The sequence below is a fragment of the Acinetobacter baumannii genome (assembly GCF_009759685.1).
Taxonomy (GTDB): domain Bacteria; phylum Pseudomonadota; class Gammaproteobacteria; order Pseudomonadales; family Moraxellaceae; genus Acinetobacter; species Acinetobacter baumannii.
Window position 1 is genome coordinate 3,588,125 of record NZ_CP046654.1, and the last position, 17,590, is coordinate 3,605,714.

Sequence of the window (17,590 nt, forward strand, 5' to 3'; positions counted from 1 at the left end):
ACAGTTACATAGGGCTAGCTTGTTCAAGAATGACGTCGGATTTGTCTAAAAATGACATTAAAAGAAGAAATATTTAAACCGACATACCCTCTCTAAACTCTTTAGGAGAGATACCATAGGTCTTTTTAAAGATCTTTGAAAAATGAGCACCGTCCCAGAAACCCCACTTCAAGGCAATTTGGGTAATTGAACTCTGTTTGTTCTTTTTATCAAGTAAATCCGCTTTGACTTTTTCTAGACGCTTAAGCTGTATATATTTGTTAATAGATAAATTTTCTTGAAGGAACAAACGGTAGAGATGTCGTAGTGATACCCCAATATGCTCTGCAATTAATTTAGGTGTTAAATCTGGTTTTGCTAAGTTCTCTATAATAAAACGCTCGGCTTTTTCCATCAGGTTATTGGAGCTATGAACATTTTTATAATTGATTGTGGGTTTGATTAAAGCAATCAGCGCATCTTCAAAAGCATTACCATCTTCCGTTGCATACCAAAGTTTGATGTTTTCAGCAGACATATTTTTCAAAATATTCTTGAGTAAAAAACCACTCATATTTTGCGTAATCAGTTTTCCAAAATATTCGGTACTAATATTTTCTTTAAGTAACTTTTCACGCGACAGGTGTACGGAAATCTGACTTACCAAACCTTGCGGATACATTGAAATTGTTTCGACCGGGTCCACCAACACAATATCGCCTTCATTTAGGCTTAAGGTTTCATTCTTATACTCGAGCAGCATTTTTCCCGAATACTGTAAAATCAAAAAACAAAAACGATTATTTACTCGATCAATTTCATCGGCTTTTCGGACAATTTTATTGGCATTATTTTTAATAAAAGCAATTTCGGTATCACCCAATAAAAAGCACTGAACTTCACCAATGAATAAATTACGGGTTCCATCAAAATCGGTTTCAAAATTGCCGCACACATTTTTAATATGGTGCGTCCATGTGAGTAATGCATCACTTACATATTGGTTCATCCCTTACCTCTCTATACATGTGCCACCGCTCAAAATTTTGTGTTTGTGGTGCACTGTCTTGGCATATTTGCAATCATGTTTTATTGATAAACAAATTGTGTGCCAAAAATTCCTTATCCGTGGAATTGTTTTGATGATAGTCAGCTAGATGTAAAAAAGCTGATAAATCAATTCAATTTATCAGCTTAATGGGGCTTATGCTACTCCTGCAAAATCTCGCAGCATGGTTATAAAAATATCCTTTTGCTCATCAGAATATTTTTTAAACACCTCATTTTGGTGGCTATCGGCAATATCAAACAAATACTGCGCTGTTTGTTTACCTTTCTCGGTCAGGGCGTACAAATTATCGTGATCGACCAATAACCCTTCAAATTTTAAGATTTCAGCCGATCTTTCCACTTCTTGCATTGGCATAGCAATATCTCGCGGTAAATCTTCTTTACTAGAAGCAGTACCACTCGCCAAAACAAGTAAGAGCCGTGATTCACTGGTACGAAAACCCGAAGCCATTTGCTTTGGAATATAGTCGGTTTGATAAGCTTTGAAAGCACGGCTCATTAAGTAGCAGACATTATTATATAAGTGCCCATAATGTGTTTGGTCTACGCCGCTCTGTTCAGTTTGCTTAACTTGAAGGCTTGGATGCGGCATGACACAAGAATATGCACCTTGATGGTAAACCAGTGGGCTTCGGCCTTGATCATGGAAACGAACCACTTTACCAATAATAATCCAGTGGTCCCCACCTTCAATAACCTGATAACGTTCGCACTCAAACACCGCAGAACAATTTTCTAAAATGGGTGCGCGTCCTGCGCCAAGTTGAAAATTTGTGTCGGCAAATTTATCAATATTGCGTCTCGAAAACTTATTAGACAGCTCAATTTGCGTGCCCGATAAAATATTGACTGCAAAATGTGTTGCTTCTTCAAATACTGAAAAACTTGACGATTTTTTATCAATGCTCCACAAAATAAGTGGTGGATCGAGTGACACCGAGTTAAAACTATTTGCGGTTACACCGACTTTCTCACCTTGTGCATTTTGTGCAGTAACAATGGTAACGCCTGTTGCAAAATTTCCTAATGCTCGTCGGAACTGTAGTGGATCGACCGTAAACTCATCTATTTGTTGTAATACATTCATCATCTTTCTCCTAAACCTTCACTTACATCCATATAAATCGCGAGAGCATTAGATATCTAAAACTAGTCTCGGTGTTTTAGAGCGCGAACAGCACACCAATATTTGTTCATTGCTGGCTTTTTCTTCATCAGTAAAATAAACATCTCGATGATCAGGTTCACCTTCAATCACATCGCACATGCAGGTTCCACATACGCCTTGCTCGCAAGACATTTCAATCTCGATGCCTTCTTTAGCCAAAGCCTGCAAAATGGTTTCGCCAGCTTCGACCATAATGATTTTTCCGCTACGCTCAGCCACCACTTCAAATGAATCTCCCGATGTGTCGGTTTCGACTTGGAAATACTCTTTGTGGATTTGCTGCTCAGGAAAATCGTGAGTCGTGGCGAGGTTAATCACCCAATCCATGAAACCGACTGGACCACAGGTATAAATATGACTTTCAGAATCAATATCTTTAATGGCAGATTCAAAAAATGCTCTGTGGCTTGCGCCTTCGGATTTAAAATGGAAAGTTGTGTATTGTGCTAACACACCATTTTTAATTTCATCAACAAAAGCACATTTTTCAGGGCTAGCACCACAGTAGTGAAGCTCAAATGATGCACCTTCATGTGCAAGTTGATATGCCATCGTAATTAACGGCGTAATCCCGATTCCACCGCCAATCAATACACTGTGCTTGGCTTTTAAAAGTGGAAATAAATTTTTTGGCTCACTGACCTGAATTTGCATCCCATCTTTAATTTCATCAAATGCAGAAATCGAGCCACCACGTGATTCAGGGTCACGTAAGATTCCAAGGCGAAACTTTCCTTCGTCATTTGGATTTTGGCAAAGCGAATATTGGCGCACCATACCATTCGGTAAGTGCACATCAATATGTGCACCGGGTTCAACCTTTGGTAATGCAGCAGAAGTTGCAGATTCAAACTCCATAACTGCAATATTTCCACCTTCCACATGGCGATTTTTAACGACAACATCATAAAGTGTAGTCATGATTTAACTCCCTTTTCATGCCTAAGCTTGTGGCTTAGCGCATGAATAAACCACCGTTAATATCCCATGTTGCACCAGTCACAAAACTCGCATTTGGACTCGCAAGCAACCCACAAGTTTCAGCAATAAAATGCATACTTCCTAAGGCTTTAACCGGAATATTCTGGATGAACTGTTCCATTTTTTCGTCTGGCACCACACTATGAACGATCGGTGACTCCATCGGTCCCGGTGCAATCGCATTGACCGTAACACCTTTTGCCGCAAACTCTTTGGCAAAAATTTTGGTTAACGTCACAATGGCCCCTTTGGTTGCCGCGTAGTGTGCACCCGTTGCAGTACCGCCGTTTTGTCCCGCTAAAGACGCCATATTAATGATGCGTCCATAACCTTTATTCGCCATATATTGGCCAATAATTTGACAAGCTTGAAAGGTGCCGCGTTGGTTAACTTGGGTTACCCAATCAAAATCGGCTGCGGTAATTTCTAATACAGGTGTTGCTTTGGTGACGGTGGCATTGTTAATCAACACATCAAGTTTAGAAAATTTCTCTTCAATCCATTGCACCGCTGCATGAAAATCTGCCTCAACCGAAATATCCAGCTTTAAAGGAAACATATTTTGGGCATACTGACTTTGTGCCTTAGCATTTTCGGCTTTTTCAAGCGTACTTGCCGACAAAATCACTTGATGGCCTTGGCTCGCAAAATATTCAGCAATGACATTACCGAGTCCAGAAGCAGCACCTGTCACTAAAACAACCTGTTTCATGTTACCGCTCCTAAAGAATGTAGCTAATACCAGCCAAGGTATCGGTTGAGTTAACCAAGTTAATGATTTTACGGTTAATCTTAAAACCAGTATCAGCATCACGAGTTAGATGGTATGTAATATCGGCCGTGTAATGCTTGAGGTTTTCTTTACGGAATTCACGTAAATTTTGAGCACAACGTAAAACGATTTCATCATCTTGATCTTGAATCACTCGTACTCGCGAAATACTGCGTACCGTATTCGCCTTTGGTGCTGTAGAAATTGCCTCACCATTTTCAAGACGCTCTACCCGTAACTTACGCATATGATTATCGTCATAGGCATAATTTAAGTTGTTTTCGTAGTCTGTGAGATTCGGGTCAATCGGAATGATATAAATGCCCTTTTCATTCCATAAATTGAGCCATTCACGGTATTCACTGTGGTCTAACATATCTGCTTCAGCCCAGATGAAAGCAGTGACTTCATTTAATAATTGCAGATTCATATTCATTGCTCTCTCCTTAAGCTGTCATCATCTTTTTCCACTGCTGATATGCTGCACGCATACCTGTTTCAGCACTGACATCACTTTTTAAGCCATCTTCAGTTTTAACTTCACCCGGTAAACCGCGGTTGAGCATGATCCATAAGTCATTACCGGCATTGGCACCATGTTGTACGCGTTCCCAAGCCTCGGAGTCATCTGGCGTACCAAAACCAAATGGGCCTTGGAAATGTTCATGTAAACGTAAGCGATATTGATTGGCAATTTGTGGACCGCCGTCCATCGTAATCACCGAGTGATGAATTTCTGTTTCAGCAACTGAAATTGGCTGTAACACACGGAAGAACGCCATTGAGCATGCAATATTCGGAAATAAATTTAAGTTAAAGCCAGAACCACCAACTGCTCGAACAATACGGCGTACTTCTAACTCTTCATGCCCTTCGTCACGCAAAGCTTGAGCCAAGTCTTCGAAACGCTCTTGAATTGGTCGCTCCATTAAGTCTTCTTCTAAATCGACCAGTTCAGGAATCATCACCATGACACTGTGACCGTTTCCTAAGTCTTCAACAAAGCCCGGCTGGTTTTCGAAGTTAAAGAGTTCTTCGGTTTTTTCATCGACAGAACTTAAGAATGACTTGTGTACCAACGGGAAGTGATATGCATCGGTGGTATTTTCAAGCTGGATTTTCCAGTTACCCGGGAAACGGAAACGGTGTTCACCCAACACTTTAATTGGATAACCCGCGCCTTGTTTCATAAACAGATCAATCCATTTTTTTGCTGGCCCAAGGAACTCTTCAAGCGGTTGAATGTCTTCTTTAAATGAAGCGAAGATCATGCCGTTATATTCTTCTACCCGTAGACTCACCAGCGGTAATTCTGACTTATCTAAACAATCGCCGTAACTTTCCGGAGATGGCACGCCACGTAAACTGCCATCAAGTGCATAACTCCAACCGTGATATGGGCATACAAAACTGTTAGTTTTTCCTTTTTTATGTTCACATACGGTTGCTGCACGGTGACGGCAACGGTTTAAAAGTACATGGACTTTCTTTTTACGGTCACGCACCACTACAACAGGCTGTTTACCGATATTAATGGTTTTATAGCTTCCGCCTTCTGGAATTTCGCTGGCATGCGCAACCCACACCCAAGTGCTATAAAAGATTTTTTCCATCTCTTCATCAAAAATGCGTTCATCTTTATAAAGAGAGGTATGGGCACGGTCACTTTTAACTAAAGCATCATAATCAATGCCAATGTTATGCGTTGGGATAATACTGTTCATATCAATAGTCCTTTTAAATATGTCCTGGGTCATTCCTGGGAAGGTACCGGCAACTCGGCTTCACTGTGCCAATGCGATACCGGACGACTGAAAATATTCTGTGTTTGGAAATGTTTAATTTTCCATGTTCCATCTGCTTGCTTCTGAAACTTCACCTTGAGCTTTGCTGCATTTAGATGACTACGGCCATCTTGAAAAGTTGAAGTTTGCAACATCAGCCATGAAGCATTTGCATCATTTTGATTTACATAAATTTGTTCTGAATTTACAAAGTGTGCATTCATGACAAAGTGAGATTCTTTTTGTGTATAGCGTTTGAACATGTCGTAAATCGACTGCCAAGAATCATAACGGCCAAAAGATTTGGCATATTTCTCACCAATACCTTCCCAAATACAGTCTTGATCAAAAAGATTCATCAACTCATAAAGATCTGTATTTGCATTGAGCTCGTCGCAGATTTCCATATAACGGTTTATGCAGTTACGAATGGCATTGTGTGCTTCCAACTGTTCTAGCCGTTCTATAATTTCTGCAATATTCACTTTGTCAGTCATTGCGGTCGCCTTAACGTTGAATAATCAATTCACGCCCAACACGAGCTTCAACTTTGCAATATTTCCAAAGTTTGTATGGCCCTTCACCCACCACGGTCGTTCTAAATAAGTTACAAGCTGCATGTACTGTCTCAATATCCGGAACATCTGCAAGCAAATAAGTGGTCCAAGGCCAGCCCGTACTTGCACCCACCATGCTTTGGTCATCATCAAGATTCCCAAAAACATGCACACCAGGTAGGTCATGAATGCCATTCCACATTTCACCAAATGCTGCCCAAACCGCTTTTGCTTCAGCAGGTTCTGCATCAAAAAAGTTCTGGTTAATACCCATGCAAAACAACACGCGTAATGGTTTTTTAGCTTCCATCTCAATATTCCTTTTTTAAAATTTAAACTTATAGATAACCTGGGGCTGGCTTTAACCCGAAACTGACTAAACCTGCATTTTGTAAAGTTGCATCACCCATAAAGGCATGCTGGGTCACCACGTTGGTATCATTTACAAAACGGCTAAATGGATTGTTGGTATAAATCGCTGTCATACCCGCAAGCATTTGCATTTTTCGGGTCACTTTGGCGCAAACGCGAGCTGCATGTGTACATGCCAGACGCATATCACTAATCTGTTCAGCAGTTGCTTCACGACCAGCAATAATTTCATTCCAGACAATATCCATGGTTTGATAAAACCAAGACTTTGCCGCCTGAAACTCTGCATCAGCTTGAGCAAACTCATATTGAGTCACTGGTCGGTTTGCAATTTCTGACCCACCTGTAATAGATGCTTTACCTGGTGCTAATTTTTCAAATTCTTCTAATGCGGCAGCTGCAACCCCAATACCCACCACGGTTAATACTTGAGTCGCTAAAGACAGTGATGGATATTTAAAAAATGGCTCGCTAAGTTTTGAAGGTTCGCCACGTACAAAGGTCCATTTCTTTTCGACCAATACATCTTCAACCACCAAATCATGACTTCCGGTACCTTTTAGGCCAACAGTGTCCCATGTCATTTCAATTTTGGCTTTGTTGGCAGGCATCACGGCCATACGTGGTAAACCTTGCATTTCATTATTTTTAAGGGGTGAAATTCCCACACCAACAATGTCAGCGCCCATACAGCCGCTTGAAAATTTCCAACGTCCGCGCACCACCACACCTTCATCGGTAATTTCGGCAGGCTGAGGTGGGAAAATACCTCCGGCAAATACGACATCTGGCCCGTTTTGGTATAACTCTTTCAGCGTTTCTTCCGGCAAACTTCCTAAATACGCAGGACTCATACCGAAACTTGCTACCCAACCCACTGAACCATCAGCTTTAGATAAAGTCTCGATCAACTCACAAAATTGCCGTGGTGACCATTCTTCACCACCAAAACGTTTAGGCACCAAAGCACGGTAAACACCAATTTTTTTAAGTTTTTCGATAATGTCTTGGCTTACATAGGCCTGATTATCAAACTCACCTGCACAGGCACGCTCACGAATTTCTTGGCACAAAGCATCTAAGTCAACTGCTTTGTCTTGAGCAGCAAACTCCATTTTAGACAACTTATTCATCATCTAACTCCTTGTAATTTATTGCATTGCATCAACACAAAATTTAGCTATTGCACATAATTGCTCATCTTTTTGATGCTTTGATACGAACTGTAAGCCCACAGGCAAGCCTTCACTGGTTTCAAGTGGCACTGAAATAGCTGGATGTCCTGATAAATTAAATGGTCGAACTAAACCGGTTAGGTTCAAAAAAGCGACTGTGTTTTCAGCTTCAGAAACTTTTGGTGGAATTTGTGGAAGTGTCGGTAGAACCAATGCATCATATTTTTCTAATAAAGCATCGAGTTCTTGGGTCAACTGCGCTTTCACAACTTCTGCTTGCTTTACTTGCTCTAAAGTGGTGTGGGCTGCTTTTAATAAACGATTATTTACATCAGAACCAATTAAGCCTGTTTGAGTTAACTCACCAAAAGCTTGCCAGTTTTCATAGTTAATAATCTGCATGCCTGCATCATAAGCTGCTTCAAAATGTTCAACTTTTTCTAAAACGGTCTCTAAATTCGCTTTTTGAAGTGCTTGATAAATACAGTTCCAAACAACCTCATCTGCTTTGACATTGAGCAGCGCAAGTTTTGGTGTACGAGTGCATTCAGCCGGCTTAAAAGTTGGATCAATAATTTGCATAGCTTTTTCAATCATCTCGACTGAATTTGCAAAAGGACCAACGCAATCTAAAGAACTTGACGGCGGGTATACGCCTTCGCGACTTACCCGACCAAAAGTCGGTTTTAAACCAAAAACTCCGCAGCACGCAGCGGGCATACGGATAGAGCCACCCGTGTCAGTGCCTAGAGTAAAGTCAGCTTGTTTAGCTGCAACTGCTGCGGCTGAACCACTTGAAGAGCCACCCGGAATAAGTTCAGGATATTTAGGGTTAATAGGTGTACCAAAAGCATGGTTAATGCCCGTAATTCCAAAAGCCAATTCGTGCAAATTTGTCTTGCCAATAATTTCGCAATCAGCTTTTAAGATGTTTTTAACCACCTCTGCATCATCATGTGCGGGTTCAACTTCTAATAAAGCTCTACTGCCAGCAATGGTTTTTAGACCTTGAATATCTATAGTGTCCTTCACCATCACCTTAATTTTGCCGCTTCCTTTTTGCACACTTTGGCTAATAATATTCATTCACTTTTCCATGTATTTTTATCCATTAATTAAAATATCAGAAAATTTAATGGAATTGTCAAGTAATTTTTCTAATGTGCGTTCAAGGAAATATGCAAAATTTTGTTTATAATAGAATTACCCTTTTTTTACTAAGTTATTGCTTAGCTATGCTTGATCATTTAGAACAATTTCTTCCCAATAAAGAACCGTCGAGTATTCAAAACTTCCCCTTTTTCTGGATTTCCCAAGTTAATGGTAAATATTCACAACTTATTGAAAAATCTATAAAGAAACTTGGCATTGATAATACTCGCCGCAAAATTATTTTAAGTACCAATGCGCTTGGGGAAGCCAGTATCACTGACATTGCCAATCTTTCTACTTTAAAACTCACAACAGCAACAAAGGCTGTATATCGATTGGTAGAAGATGGCATTGTGGAAGTCTACTCTTCCACCACTGATGAACGGATTTCGATGGTGAAATTAACGGCCAAAGGTGTTGAGCTTGTTGAGCAGATTAACCAAATTAGTGTGGTTACCTTAGCGGGGATCCTCAATGCTTTTTCAGAAGATGAACTGCATAATCTAAATCATCAGTTAAAAAAGTTATTTGATCTCATGCCATCAAGTTAATTATTTCCATCGACATTAAATTAACTGGGCTCTAGAGCAGTTAAAGCTAGTCTTTCTTTAGCTGCTCACTATAAAAAATCTGCCACAAATAGTAAAATTTATTAAATTCAAATATTTATAATAATTAAACCCTCCTAATAGCTCACTTAACATACTTTTTAGGTATCTAAACATACTCAACAAGTAATGGAATTTTACATATAAAAAGAAAATAATAATTCAATAATCTAGTCAGCATTACTATTTCTGTTTGTGTTAAGTCACCTTCTTCAAGGCCCCTTACCAAACCAAATTCAATCATTTCTAGCCGTTTCATAATTCATTTCAAATGGGGACGTATCAAAAATTTTGAGGATGAATAGAAGCTAGAGATCAATTTCTTTAAAGCGTTTTATACATAAGGATTAAGTGTATGAACCAAAGTAATATCGCTGTTGAAAGGACACAAAAGAAAACCAATGCATATGCATGGTATGTGGTCATACTTTGTATGTTGGCCTATATTTTTTCATTTATTGACCGTCAAATTCTGGCCTTGATGATTGAACCCATCAAAGCAGACCTTCAACTTTCAGATACTCAATTTAGCTTGTTACATGGCCTTGCCTTTTCACTATTCTACGCTGTGATGGGCTTACCATTAGCCTATATTGCCGACCGTTTTTCCCGACCAAAACTGATTTCAATCGGGATTATTGTCTGGAGCTTAGCAACAGCAACTTGCGGTTTAAGTAAAAACTTTATTCAACTATTCCTAAGCCGTATGGCTGTGGGCGTTGGTGAAGCAGCTTTATCTCCAGCTGCCTATTCAATGTTTAGTGACATGTTCAGTAAAGACAAACTAGGCCGCGCGGTCGGGATCTATTCAATTGGTGCTTTCTTAGGTGGAGGTATCGCCTTTTTAGTTGGCGGTTACGTGATTAACCTGCTTAAAGGCGTGACACTCATTGAAGTTCCTTTATTAGGTGCACTCAAGGCATGGCAAATTGCCTTTTTAGTGGTGGGGTTACCCGGCATTATTATAGGTTTGCTATTTATTTTGACAGTTAAAGATCCTGCACGTAAAGGACAGCAGCTCAACCAAAGCGGACAAGTTGACCAAGTTAAATTCACGCAGTGCCTTCAGTTTATCAAGAAACATGCAAAAACTTTTGCTTGTCATTATTTAGGTTTTACCTTTTATGCAATGGCACTCTATAGCCTAACTAGCTGGACACCTGCATTTTATATTCGAAAGTTTCAACTTGCTCCGACTGAAACAGGCTATATGCTCGGCACTATATTGCTAGTTGCAAATACTTTAGGCGTGTTTTGCGCAGGATGGCTAAACGACTGGTTTATTAAAAAAGGACGCCAAGATGCACCGATGTTCACGGGTGTGATTGGTATTGTTGGCCTGATTATTCCAATTGCATTTTTTACCCAGACAGATCAACTCTGGCTTTCAGTAACTTTGCTCATTCCTGCAATGTTCTTTGCCTCCTTCCCACTTGTGATTTCGGCAACAGCATTGCAAATGTTAGCACCCAACCAATTTAGAGCACGCCTTTCTGCCCTATTCCTTTTGGCAAGTAACTTAATTGGACTAGGTGTTGGTACAACATTAGTGGCAATTATTACAGATAAGGTTTTTGGCAATCCATTAATGGTGGGGTCTTCTTTATCTATTGTGGGTGGTTTGTCCTGTGTACTGGCTTTGGCTCTACTTTTCAAAGGCTGTAAATCCTTTAGTGAAAGCATGAAGCTTGAAAAATTACGTTAATTGAAGCAACAGCCACTTATAAAAACAGGAGTTCCCTTTAAACAATTTAGGGAACACCACACCAATATTTCACAATACGTAATGCCGAGGACTGGCATATATCTTGGAAATGGATTATGGAATTATTTCACCGTTTTAAACCACACACTTTAGCTTTTGCCACTTTATTTATTATGTGCAGCAGTTCTTGGGCTGCAAATCCAAATCAGCAAACTGAAGATGAGTGGAAATTCACTTTAAAAAATGCCTATATCAATCGTGATTTTGATAATGACGCCCTTAAAGATACCGGTAGTTGGTCTCAGGCAGCATCTTTATTTTATAAATCGAAAATGCATGACACTCCACTAGTCATAGCAGATAAACCTATCACCATTGGAGCTGACGCTTCCGTTCAATACGCCGTACGTTTGAGTTCAGACAAACATGTCGCAGATACTGTTTTGCCTTTTAATAAAGAAACGCAATCTCAAGCATCTGATTATCTAAAATACGGCGCGACTTTAAAACTAGGTTATGACAAAACACTTTTAAGTGTCGGTGAACTCTGGCTAGAGTTACCTGTAACGGCTGTTGATGCTAGCCGCCAGTTACTCACTTCGTATTGGGGGACCAATCTTAAGTCACAACTTTCAGATCAACTTTATGTCGAAATTGGTCGAGTTGAAAAAGTCTCGCCACGAAATGAAGAAGATTTTAAAAAGTTTTCGTTCACAGCAAATGGAATTACCAAAGAATCTGATGGCTTAAATTATATTGACCTGCGCTATCAGTTTACGCCGTCTTTGAAGGGCGAATATTATTTTGGTAATTTAGAAGATCTCTACAATAAACACTATGTAGGGCTTGAGCATACGTGGAAACAACCAACTTTTGCTCTAACTTCCAAATTTAAATACTTCAATGCGAAAGATGACGGTAATACCTTTGATATTGATGCCCAGAACATTGGTTTACTTGAAACCGTCAAAGTAAAAAACCATACCTTTGGTTTGGGTTACCAACAAATTATTGGAGAGTCGGCTTACCCATTACCAGATGGCTTCTTACCAGAAACTTATTTCATTAACTGGAATGCCACAGGCTTTTTCAAAGAAAATGAAAAGTCTTACCATGTCATGTATGGCTATGACTTTAAAGATTACGTTCCAGGCTTAAACGCAATGGTGAAATATGTTTACGGTCATGACTTTAAAGCAGCTAATGGTGAGAAAAACCACGAAACTGAGTCAAATGTGATTTTAAACTATACGTTTCAACAGCCTTTCTTAAAAGGCTTTGCCCTGCAATATATTCGTATTGACTACAACGTTAAACACGGCAATGACTTTGGCGAAGACCGTTTATTCGTCAATTACACCAAAAAATTCTAAATAAAAATTACCCCCTAAAATTTAGGGGGTAATTTTTATCCTAATTTATTAACCAATCTCAAAGGTAAAACCTTCATGGCAATACTCATTGGTAACCACGGCCACTGCGGTACATAAGCTTTTACAGGTTGTTTTTCGATCGCTTTGACTAAAGCTTTACACCCTGTTTTGGCGTCGACTTCAAAAGGTAAATGTTTAGCACCTTCATTCATTTCAGTTCGGATGTAACCTGGGAAAATGGTTGAGACTTTAATTGGGGTATCAAGTAATTCAGCACGAATACCCTCGGCCAAGTGAGCAACTGCAGCTTTACTTGCCGCATAGGTCGATAAATGTTTTGGTAATCCGCGCATCGCACTCATAGACGACATGACCACCAAATGACCTGCATTTTGCGCTCTAAAAATTTCAATCGCTGCCTCACACTGTGCTAAAGCAGAGATAAAGTTTGTTTCGGCCGTGGCTCTGTTAATTTCAAAATTACCTTTACCAATACGGCGACCATTTCCGACTCCGGCATTTACAATAATTCGGTCTAAATAGCCAAATTCTTGTTTAAAGGCACGAAAAACTTCAAAAACCTGATCGTAATTGGTAACGTCCAGACTTTTCGCAATGACTTTAATACCGTACTGATGTTCTAGTTCGGTTTTTAAAGTCTCTAATCGGTCTAAACGGCGTGCACAAATCGCCAAGTTATAACCTTTTGCTGCAAATTCATGCGCCATACCTGCGCCTAAACCAGAACTTGCGCCTGTAATTAAAATTGTCTTCGCCATGCTTTTATCCTTATTTTAAATCCATGTCAGTAAATCTGGACGCTCAGCTTTTATAAAATGGTGTTCATTTAAACTTAAAACCTGAGCTTCATTTCCAACTAAACGTAAAGTCGTGAGGCTTGTATTGGTAATTGCCCAATTCAAAGCAAAAGTTCGATTAGGGCTCAGTTCAAGCAGCTTGCCAATTGCTACCGAAATCACACCACCCGAGGTAAAAACGACTGCATAACGAGGTTTGGTTTTTGCCAACTCATCACAAAGTTGCTGTAGCGCCGTTTCGACTCTATTTTTAAAATGCGGCCAAGACTCATCATATTCATGATGAAAATCGCCATCGGTCCATCGTTCAATCGCACCTTCAAAGATTTTGGCAAGATACGCGCGAGGGTTATGCTCTTTTGCGACATCGGCTTTTAACAGTTCAGGCTGTTCAAAACGTGGCTCATAACGGGCAAAAACCTGTTGATGGTTAAACTCATTCCATAAATTATTATGATGAATTACCGCATCTGGAAAACATTCTTTTAGTGCAAGCTGTGCAGTTTGTTCATGGCGCTGCATAGTTCCTGCAACTACATAAGGTTGTTCTTTCAATATTTTCTTAAAATATTGGCCTAATAAAGTCGCTTGAGCTTCACCATTTTCAGACAACTCATCATAGTTACTTTTACCAAACGATGCCTGTCCATGCCTTACCAGATAAATTGTGGTCATCTTCTTAAAATACCCTGTATTTTCTGTAGAGATTGCTGAGCAAATTCCGATTCTTGCAATTTTTGCTGGGCGATAAGTTTTAAAGCTCTGATATGTAGTGCATGAATGACAATCCAGAAATCTTTAAAAGCAGGGTTTCGGGTTTGTTTATGGTAATAACGATAATAGATTTGCTGGGCAATCACTGCTAAACGGAATACACCAAACACTTCATAAAAAGTCCAGTTTTGAGGCTCCAGACCAGTTTTTTGCAAATAATAGTCAACAACTTCTTTGCGAGAGAACATTCCCTTTAAGTGAGTAGGCTGACGACGTGTCGATCTAAAAATCATATTATCCGTAGGCTCAACCCAATAGGCCAAAGCACTGCCCAAATCCATTAATGGATCACCCAAGGTCGCCATTTCCCAATCCAACACCCCAATCACTTCAGTTGGATGTTTTGGATCTAAAATCACGTTATCAAAACGCCAATCATTGTGAATGATACAAGTTGTAGAATCTTGAGGGATATTATCGTTTAGCCATTTTCGAACATATTTAAATGAAGGAACATTGATTGTGCGGACTTTTTCATAGCGTTTATCCCAACCTTCAACTTGTCTACGGCAATATCCTGTACCTTTACCTAGTTCAGCTAAAGGCGTGTTCTCATAAGGAACTTGATGTAACTCAATCAGCTTATCAATAACATTTACACAAAGTTGATGGACATCTTCTTCAGTAAAGCCAAGCTCAGGCGGTAGTTTTGCACGAGGAATAATACCTTCAATGCGTTCCATGACATAAAAATCACAGCCAATGACCGACTCATCCTGACAAAGTGCCACCATTTTAGGGAGTACTGGATAATAAGGCGCAAGATTTTTCTGCACCATATATTCACGGGCCATATCGTGGGCTGACTTCGCTTTTGTTCCTTTTGGGGGACGCCGTAAAATTAAATCGGTATTTTCATATTTTAAACGATAAGTCCAATTCGACGCTCCGCCCGTATATTGAGTAACGACCGCTGGGCCAACCAACTCAACACCTTGGCTTTTTAACCAGTTTTCAACTGCCCCAATATCAAGCTCTTCACCTTCACGTACTTCACCGCCTACATCAATTACCGACATATTCACTTCCTTTAAACTTATACTTTCTTATGACGACCATAACCACGTTTGGCCAACTCTAATTTGGCAATCATGCCTTTATGTACTTCATCTGGGCCATCAGCTAAACGTAAACTGCGTGCTTGGGCAAAGAAACCCGTTAATGGCGTATCTCTTGAAACGCCCGCACCGCCATGTAGCTGAATTGCCATGTCGACTACTTTTTCTAATACGCTTGGAGCGACTACTTTAATTGCAGATATTTCTGTTAAAGCGGCCATGTTTCCTAAAGTATCCATTTTATAAGCAGCATACAAGGTTAAAAGTCTAGCTTGATCTATGGCTACTCGAGCATCGGCTACACGCTCTAGGTTTCCACCGAGTTTTAGAATTTCTTTGCCAAACGCCGTTCTAGACATACCTCTATCAATCATAAGCTCTAGTACTTTTTCAGCAGCTCCGATACAGCGCATACAATGATGAATACGCCCCGGCCCTAAACGACCTTGTGCAATTTCAAAACCTTGCCCCGCTCCACCAATAAAGTTTTCAAGAGGTACTCGAACATTATTAAAATGAACCTCACCATGTCCATGCGGCGCATCATAGTCACCAAACACAGGTAACATCCGTTGAATTTCTACACCCGCCGTATCAATCGGTACTAAAACCATAGAGTGTTGATGGTGGCGGTCTTTAGTTTCATCTGGAGTATGGGCCATAAAAATAATGACTTTAGCATTTGGATCACCTAAACCAGACGACCACCATTTTTTGCCATTTAAAACAATTTCATTACCGTCAATGAGTGCAGTTGCTTGCATGTTGGTTGCATCGCTTGACGCAACATCAGGTTCAGTCATGCAAAAAACCGAACGAATTTTTCCGTCCAATAAAGGCTCTAACCATTGCTGTTTCTGCTGCTCACTGCCATAGCGCCATAACACTTCCATATTTCCCGTATCTGGTGCATTACAGTTAAAAACCGTGGGCGCCAATAAACTACGACCGGTTAATTCAGCAATATGCGCATATTCTTGAACAGTTAACCCTGCACCGAGTTTTTCATCGGGTAAAAACATATTCCAAAGACCTGCCTGTTTGGCTTTAGATTTTAGAGTTTCTAAAAGTTCGGGCCACTGCCATTTTTTCCAGTTTCCATCTGGATTTAACTCATGAACTTCTTCCCAAAATTTTGCTTCGACAGGTTCTATTTCTTCTAAAATAAATTTTTTAGTTCGCTCAGCAAAATCTTGAGCTTTCTTGGAGAGTTCAAACATTCTTTTTCCTTTACATCATTATCTGGTCTTTACATCAACATAACTTGAAACTTAATATGAATGAAATGATTTTATTAAATAATGCATCATGAATAATATTCATAACCTACATGGCCTAGACTTAAGTTTTTTTCACCGAATTGATATCAATTTATATCCGCTTTTTATCGCGATTTATGAGCAAAAAAGTATTTCAAATGCGGCAAGTAGTCTCAATATTACGCAGTCAGCAGCAAGTCATGCTTTGCAGCGTTTACGGCAGCAACTTGAAGATGATGTATTTATACGTGTAGGTAATAAAATGTCTGCTACTCCTTTTGCCGAGCAGATTTATCCAACTGTTAAGCAAGCACTTTTAACCATTCAAACCATTAGCCAACAGAAGCATGTGTTCGACCCAACAAGTTTAAAAAGCTTAAAAATCGCCGTGCATGACGAAATTGAGCCAATTATTCTTCCAAGATTGGCTCAACACTTTCAAAATCTTAATTTAGATTTGCAGTTTGTGAGTATGAAACTCGATCGAAAACATATTATGACTGACTTGGCGACACAGCAGCTCGATTTCGTGATTGACCTAGAACAATACTTATCTCCAAAAATTACCTTTGATCATTTGGTGACAGATGAATTTGTAATTTGCAGCCAACTTAAAGAAGTCGATTTAGCTAGTTATATTAGTGGTCGTCACATTGGTGTTTCGTCACGCCGTACGGGCGCTTTACTTGAAGATATTTATTTAAACCAACACCAAAAAATCTCTAGAAATGTATTTATGCGCTGTCAAAACTACTCAACGGCATTACAAGTTTTGGGAGCCCAAGCCGACGCAATACTCACCATGCCCCGTATGATTTTGCAGCATTTATCTTATAGCCCTAAGATTCGGTTACATTCTCTACCCTTTGAAATGACCAATATTAAAATGGGTATGTTTTGGCACGAAGATTTAAGGGATAATTTAAGGCATCAATTTTTGCGACATGAAATTATTAAACTTTTTCAGTAAAGCGAATTGATCTA

General features: G+C 39.7%; 18 protein-coding genes. 4 read left to right on the forward strand and 14 right to left on the reverse strand.

Annotated features, from left to right (window positions below; genetic code table 11):
• Positions 1–73: 73 nt before the first annotated feature.
• The 10 genes from feaR to GO593_RS17155 form a co-directional block, all read right to left on the reverse strand.
• Entirely contained in the window at positions 74–988 is a 915-nt protein-coding gene (feaR, locus tag GO593_RS17110) for a transcriptional regulator FeaR (protein WP_001077868.1), read from the reverse strand.
• Positions 989–1,183: 195 nt separating this feature from the next.
• Entirely contained in the window at positions 1,184–2,140 is a 957-nt protein-coding gene (locus tag GO593_RS17115) for a p-hydroxyphenylacetate 3-hydroxylase reductase component (protein ID WP_001983767.1), read from the reverse strand.
• A gap of 45 nt (positions 2,141–2,185) precedes the next feature.
• Positions 2,186–3,139 carry a PDR/VanB family oxidoreductase gene (locus tag GO593_RS17120; RefSeq protein ID WP_000210290.1) on the reverse strand — a complete coding sequence of 318 codons (954 nt, stop codon included), beginning with the start codon at positions 3,137–3,139 and terminating at the stop codon, positions 2,186–2,188.
• A 34-nt stretch (positions 3,140–3,173) separates the two neighbouring features.
• Entirely contained in the window at positions 3,174–3,911 is a 738-nt protein-coding gene (locus GO593_RS17125; protein ID WP_000815907.1) for an SDR family NAD(P)-dependent oxidoreductase, read from the reverse strand.
• A gap of 10 nt (positions 3,912–3,921) precedes the next feature.
• Entirely contained in the window at positions 3,922–4,407 is a 486-nt protein-coding gene (locus tag GO593_RS17130; protein WP_001056936.1) for an aromatic-ring-hydroxylating dioxygenase subunit beta, read from the reverse strand.
• 10 nt (positions 4,408–4,417) lie between these two features.
• Positions 4,418–5,695 (reverse strand): aromatic ring-hydroxylating oxygenase subunit alpha, encoded by a 1,278-nt coding sequence (locus GO593_RS17135; RefSeq protein WP_001084470.1) that lies wholly within the window; start codon positions 5,693–5,695, stop codon positions 4,418–4,420.
• A 29-nt stretch (positions 5,696–5,724) separates the two neighbouring features.
• Positions 5,725–6,252 (reverse strand): nuclear transport factor 2 family protein, encoded by a 528-nt coding sequence (locus GO593_RS17140; RefSeq protein WP_000130500.1) that lies wholly within the window; start codon positions 6,250–6,252, stop codon positions 5,725–5,727.
• Between the two features lie 10 nt (positions 6,253–6,262).
• Complete coding sequence (locus GO593_RS17145; protein WP_000387550.1) at positions 6,263–6,622, reverse strand: hypothetical protein; 360 nt, start codon at positions 6,620–6,622, stop codon at positions 6,263–6,265.
• A 28-nt stretch (positions 6,623–6,650) separates the two neighbouring features.
• Positions 6,651–7,799: an acyl-CoA dehydrogenase family protein gene (locus GO593_RS17150; protein ID WP_100223325.1), complete on the reverse strand. Its 1,149-nt coding sequence runs from the start codon at positions 7,797–7,799 to the stop codon at positions 6,651–6,653.
• Between the two features lie 36 nt (positions 7,800–7,835).
• Positions 7,836–8,945 (reverse strand): amidase, encoded by a 1,110-nt coding sequence (locus GO593_RS17155; protein WP_001021603.1) that lies wholly within the window; start codon positions 8,943–8,945, stop codon positions 7,836–7,838.
• Positions 8,946–9,094: 149 nt separating this feature from the next.
• Here GO593_RS17155 and GO593_RS17160 point away from each other — a divergent pair, with 149 nt between their 5' ends.
• From GO593_RS17160 to GO593_RS17170, 3 genes are all read left to right on the forward strand, one after another.
• Positions 9,095–9,562 (forward strand): MarR family winged helix-turn-helix transcriptional regulator, encoded by a 468-nt coding sequence (locus GO593_RS17160; protein WP_002036546.1) that lies wholly within the window; start codon positions 9,095–9,097, stop codon positions 9,560–9,562.
• Between the two features lie 412 nt (positions 9,563–9,974).
• The gene (locus GO593_RS17165) at positions 9,975–11,324 is read left to right on the forward strand and encodes a spinster family MFS transporter (RefSeq protein WP_001076616.1); all 1,350 of its coding nucleotides are present in this window, start codon (positions 9,975–9,977) and stop codon (positions 11,322–11,324) included.
• A 116-nt stretch (positions 11,325–11,440) separates the two neighbouring features.
• Positions 11,441–12,697: an OprD family outer membrane porin gene (locus GO593_RS17170; protein ID WP_000418528.1), complete on the forward strand. Its 1,257-nt coding sequence runs from the start codon at positions 11,441–11,443 to the stop codon at positions 12,695–12,697.
• A 35-nt stretch (positions 12,698–12,732) separates the two neighbouring features.
• Here the strand turns inward: GO593_RS17170 and GO593_RS17175 are convergent, their stop codons facing one another.
• The 4 genes from GO593_RS17175 to GO593_RS17190 are packed head-to-tail and all read right to left on the reverse strand — an operon-like array spanning position 12,733 to position 16,567.
• Complete coding sequence (locus GO593_RS17175) at positions 12,733–13,476, reverse strand: SDR family oxidoreductase (protein WP_001140449.1); 744 nt, start codon at positions 13,474–13,476, stop codon at positions 12,733–12,735.
• A gap of 15 nt (positions 13,477–13,491) precedes the next feature.
• On the reverse strand, positions 13,492–14,190 hold the full coding sequence (locus GO593_RS17180; RefSeq protein ID WP_000208316.1) for a histidine phosphatase family protein: 699 nt from the start codon (positions 14,188–14,190) through the stop codon (positions 13,492–13,494).
• Positions 14,187–15,308 (reverse strand): phosphotransferase family protein, encoded by a 1,122-nt coding sequence (locus GO593_RS17185; RefSeq protein WP_000110890.1) that lies wholly within the window; start codon positions 15,306–15,308, stop codon positions 14,187–14,189. Before GO593_RS17185 ends, GO593_RS17180 begins: the two co-directional genes overlap by 4 nt.
• Before the next feature lie 17 nt (positions 15,309–15,325).
• On the reverse strand, positions 15,326–16,567 hold the full coding sequence (locus GO593_RS17190) for an acyl-CoA dehydrogenase family protein (RefSeq protein WP_000462456.1): 1,242 nt from the start codon (positions 16,565–16,567) through the stop codon (positions 15,326–15,328).
• A gap of 88 nt (positions 16,568–16,655) precedes the next feature.
• Between GO593_RS17190 and GO593_RS17195 the strand changes: the two genes are divergently transcribed.
• Entirely contained in the window at positions 16,656–17,576 is a 921-nt protein-coding gene (locus GO593_RS17195; protein WP_001059568.1) for a LysR family transcriptional regulator, read from the forward strand.
• The last annotated feature ends 14 nt before the right edge of the window (positions 17,577–17,590 follow it).

What these genes read in the sequence shown, in the direction of transcription:
- feaR (WP_001077868.1), bottom strand. Translation starts at nt 988, where the DNA reads ATGAACCAATATGTAAGTGATGCATTACTCACATGGACGCACCATATT.
- GO593_RS17115 (WP_001983767.1), bottom strand. Translation starts at nt 2,140, where the DNA reads ATGATGAATGTATTACAACAAATAGATGAGTTTACGGTCGATCCACTA.
- GO593_RS17120 (WP_000210290.1), bottom strand. Translation starts at nt 3,139, where the DNA reads ATGACTACACTTTATGATGTTGTCGTTAAAAATCGCCATGTGGAAGGT.
- GO593_RS17125 (WP_000815907.1), bottom strand. Translation starts at nt 3,911, where the DNA reads ATGAAACAGGTTGTTTTAGTGACAGGTGCTGCTTCTGGACTCGGTAAT.
- GO593_RS17130 (WP_001056936.1), bottom strand. Translation starts at nt 4,407, where the DNA reads ATGAATATGAATCTGCAATTATTAAATGAAGTCACTGCTTTCATCTGG.
- GO593_RS17135 (WP_001084470.1), bottom strand. Translation starts at nt 5,695, where the DNA reads ATGAACAGTATTATCCCAACGCATAACATTGGCATTGATTATGATGCT.
- GO593_RS17140 (WP_000130500.1), bottom strand. Translation starts at nt 6,252, where the DNA reads ATGACTGACAAAGTGAATATTGCAGAAATTATAGAACGGCTAGAACAG.
- GO593_RS17145 (WP_000387550.1), bottom strand. Translation starts at nt 6,622, where the DNA reads ATGGAAGCTAAAAAACCATTACGCGTGTTGTTTTGCATGGGTATTAAC.
- GO593_RS17150 (WP_100223325.1), bottom strand. Translation starts at nt 7,799, where the DNA reads ATGGAGTTTGCTGCTCAAGACAAAGCAGTTGACTTAGATGCTTTGTGC.
- GO593_RS17155 (WP_001021603.1), bottom strand. Translation starts at nt 8,945, where the DNA reads ATGAATATTATTAGCCAAAGTGTGCAAAAAGGAAGCGGCAAAATTAAG.
- GO593_RS17160 (WP_002036546.1), top strand. Translation starts at nt 9,095, where the DNA reads ATGCTTGATCATTTAGAACAATTTCTTCCCAATAAAGAACCGTCGAGT.
- GO593_RS17165 (WP_001076616.1), top strand. Translation starts at nt 9,975, where the DNA reads ATGAACCAAAGTAATATCGCTGTTGAAAGGACACAAAAGAAAACCAAT.
- GO593_RS17170 (WP_000418528.1), top strand. Translation starts at nt 11,441, where the DNA reads ATGGAATTATTTCACCGTTTTAAACCACACACTTTAGCTTTTGCCACT.
- GO593_RS17175 (WP_001140449.1), bottom strand. Translation starts at nt 13,476, where the DNA reads ATGGCGAAGACAATTTTAATTACAGGCGCAAGTTCTGGTTTAGGCGCA.
- GO593_RS17180 (WP_000208316.1), bottom strand. Translation starts at nt 14,190, where the DNA reads ATGACCACAATTTATCTGGTAAGGCATGGACAGGCATCGTTTGGTAAA.
- GO593_RS17185 (WP_000110890.1), bottom strand. Translation starts at nt 15,308, where the DNA reads ATGTCGGTAATTGATGTAGGCGGTGAAGTACGTGAAGGTGAAGAGCTT.
- GO593_RS17190 (WP_000462456.1), bottom strand. Translation starts at nt 16,567, where the DNA reads ATGTTTGAACTCTCCAAGAAAGCTCAAGATTTTGCTGAGCGAACTAAA.
- GO593_RS17195 (WP_001059568.1), top strand. Translation starts at nt 16,656, where the DNA reads ATGAATAATATTCATAACCTACATGGCCTAGACTTAAGTTTTTTTCAC.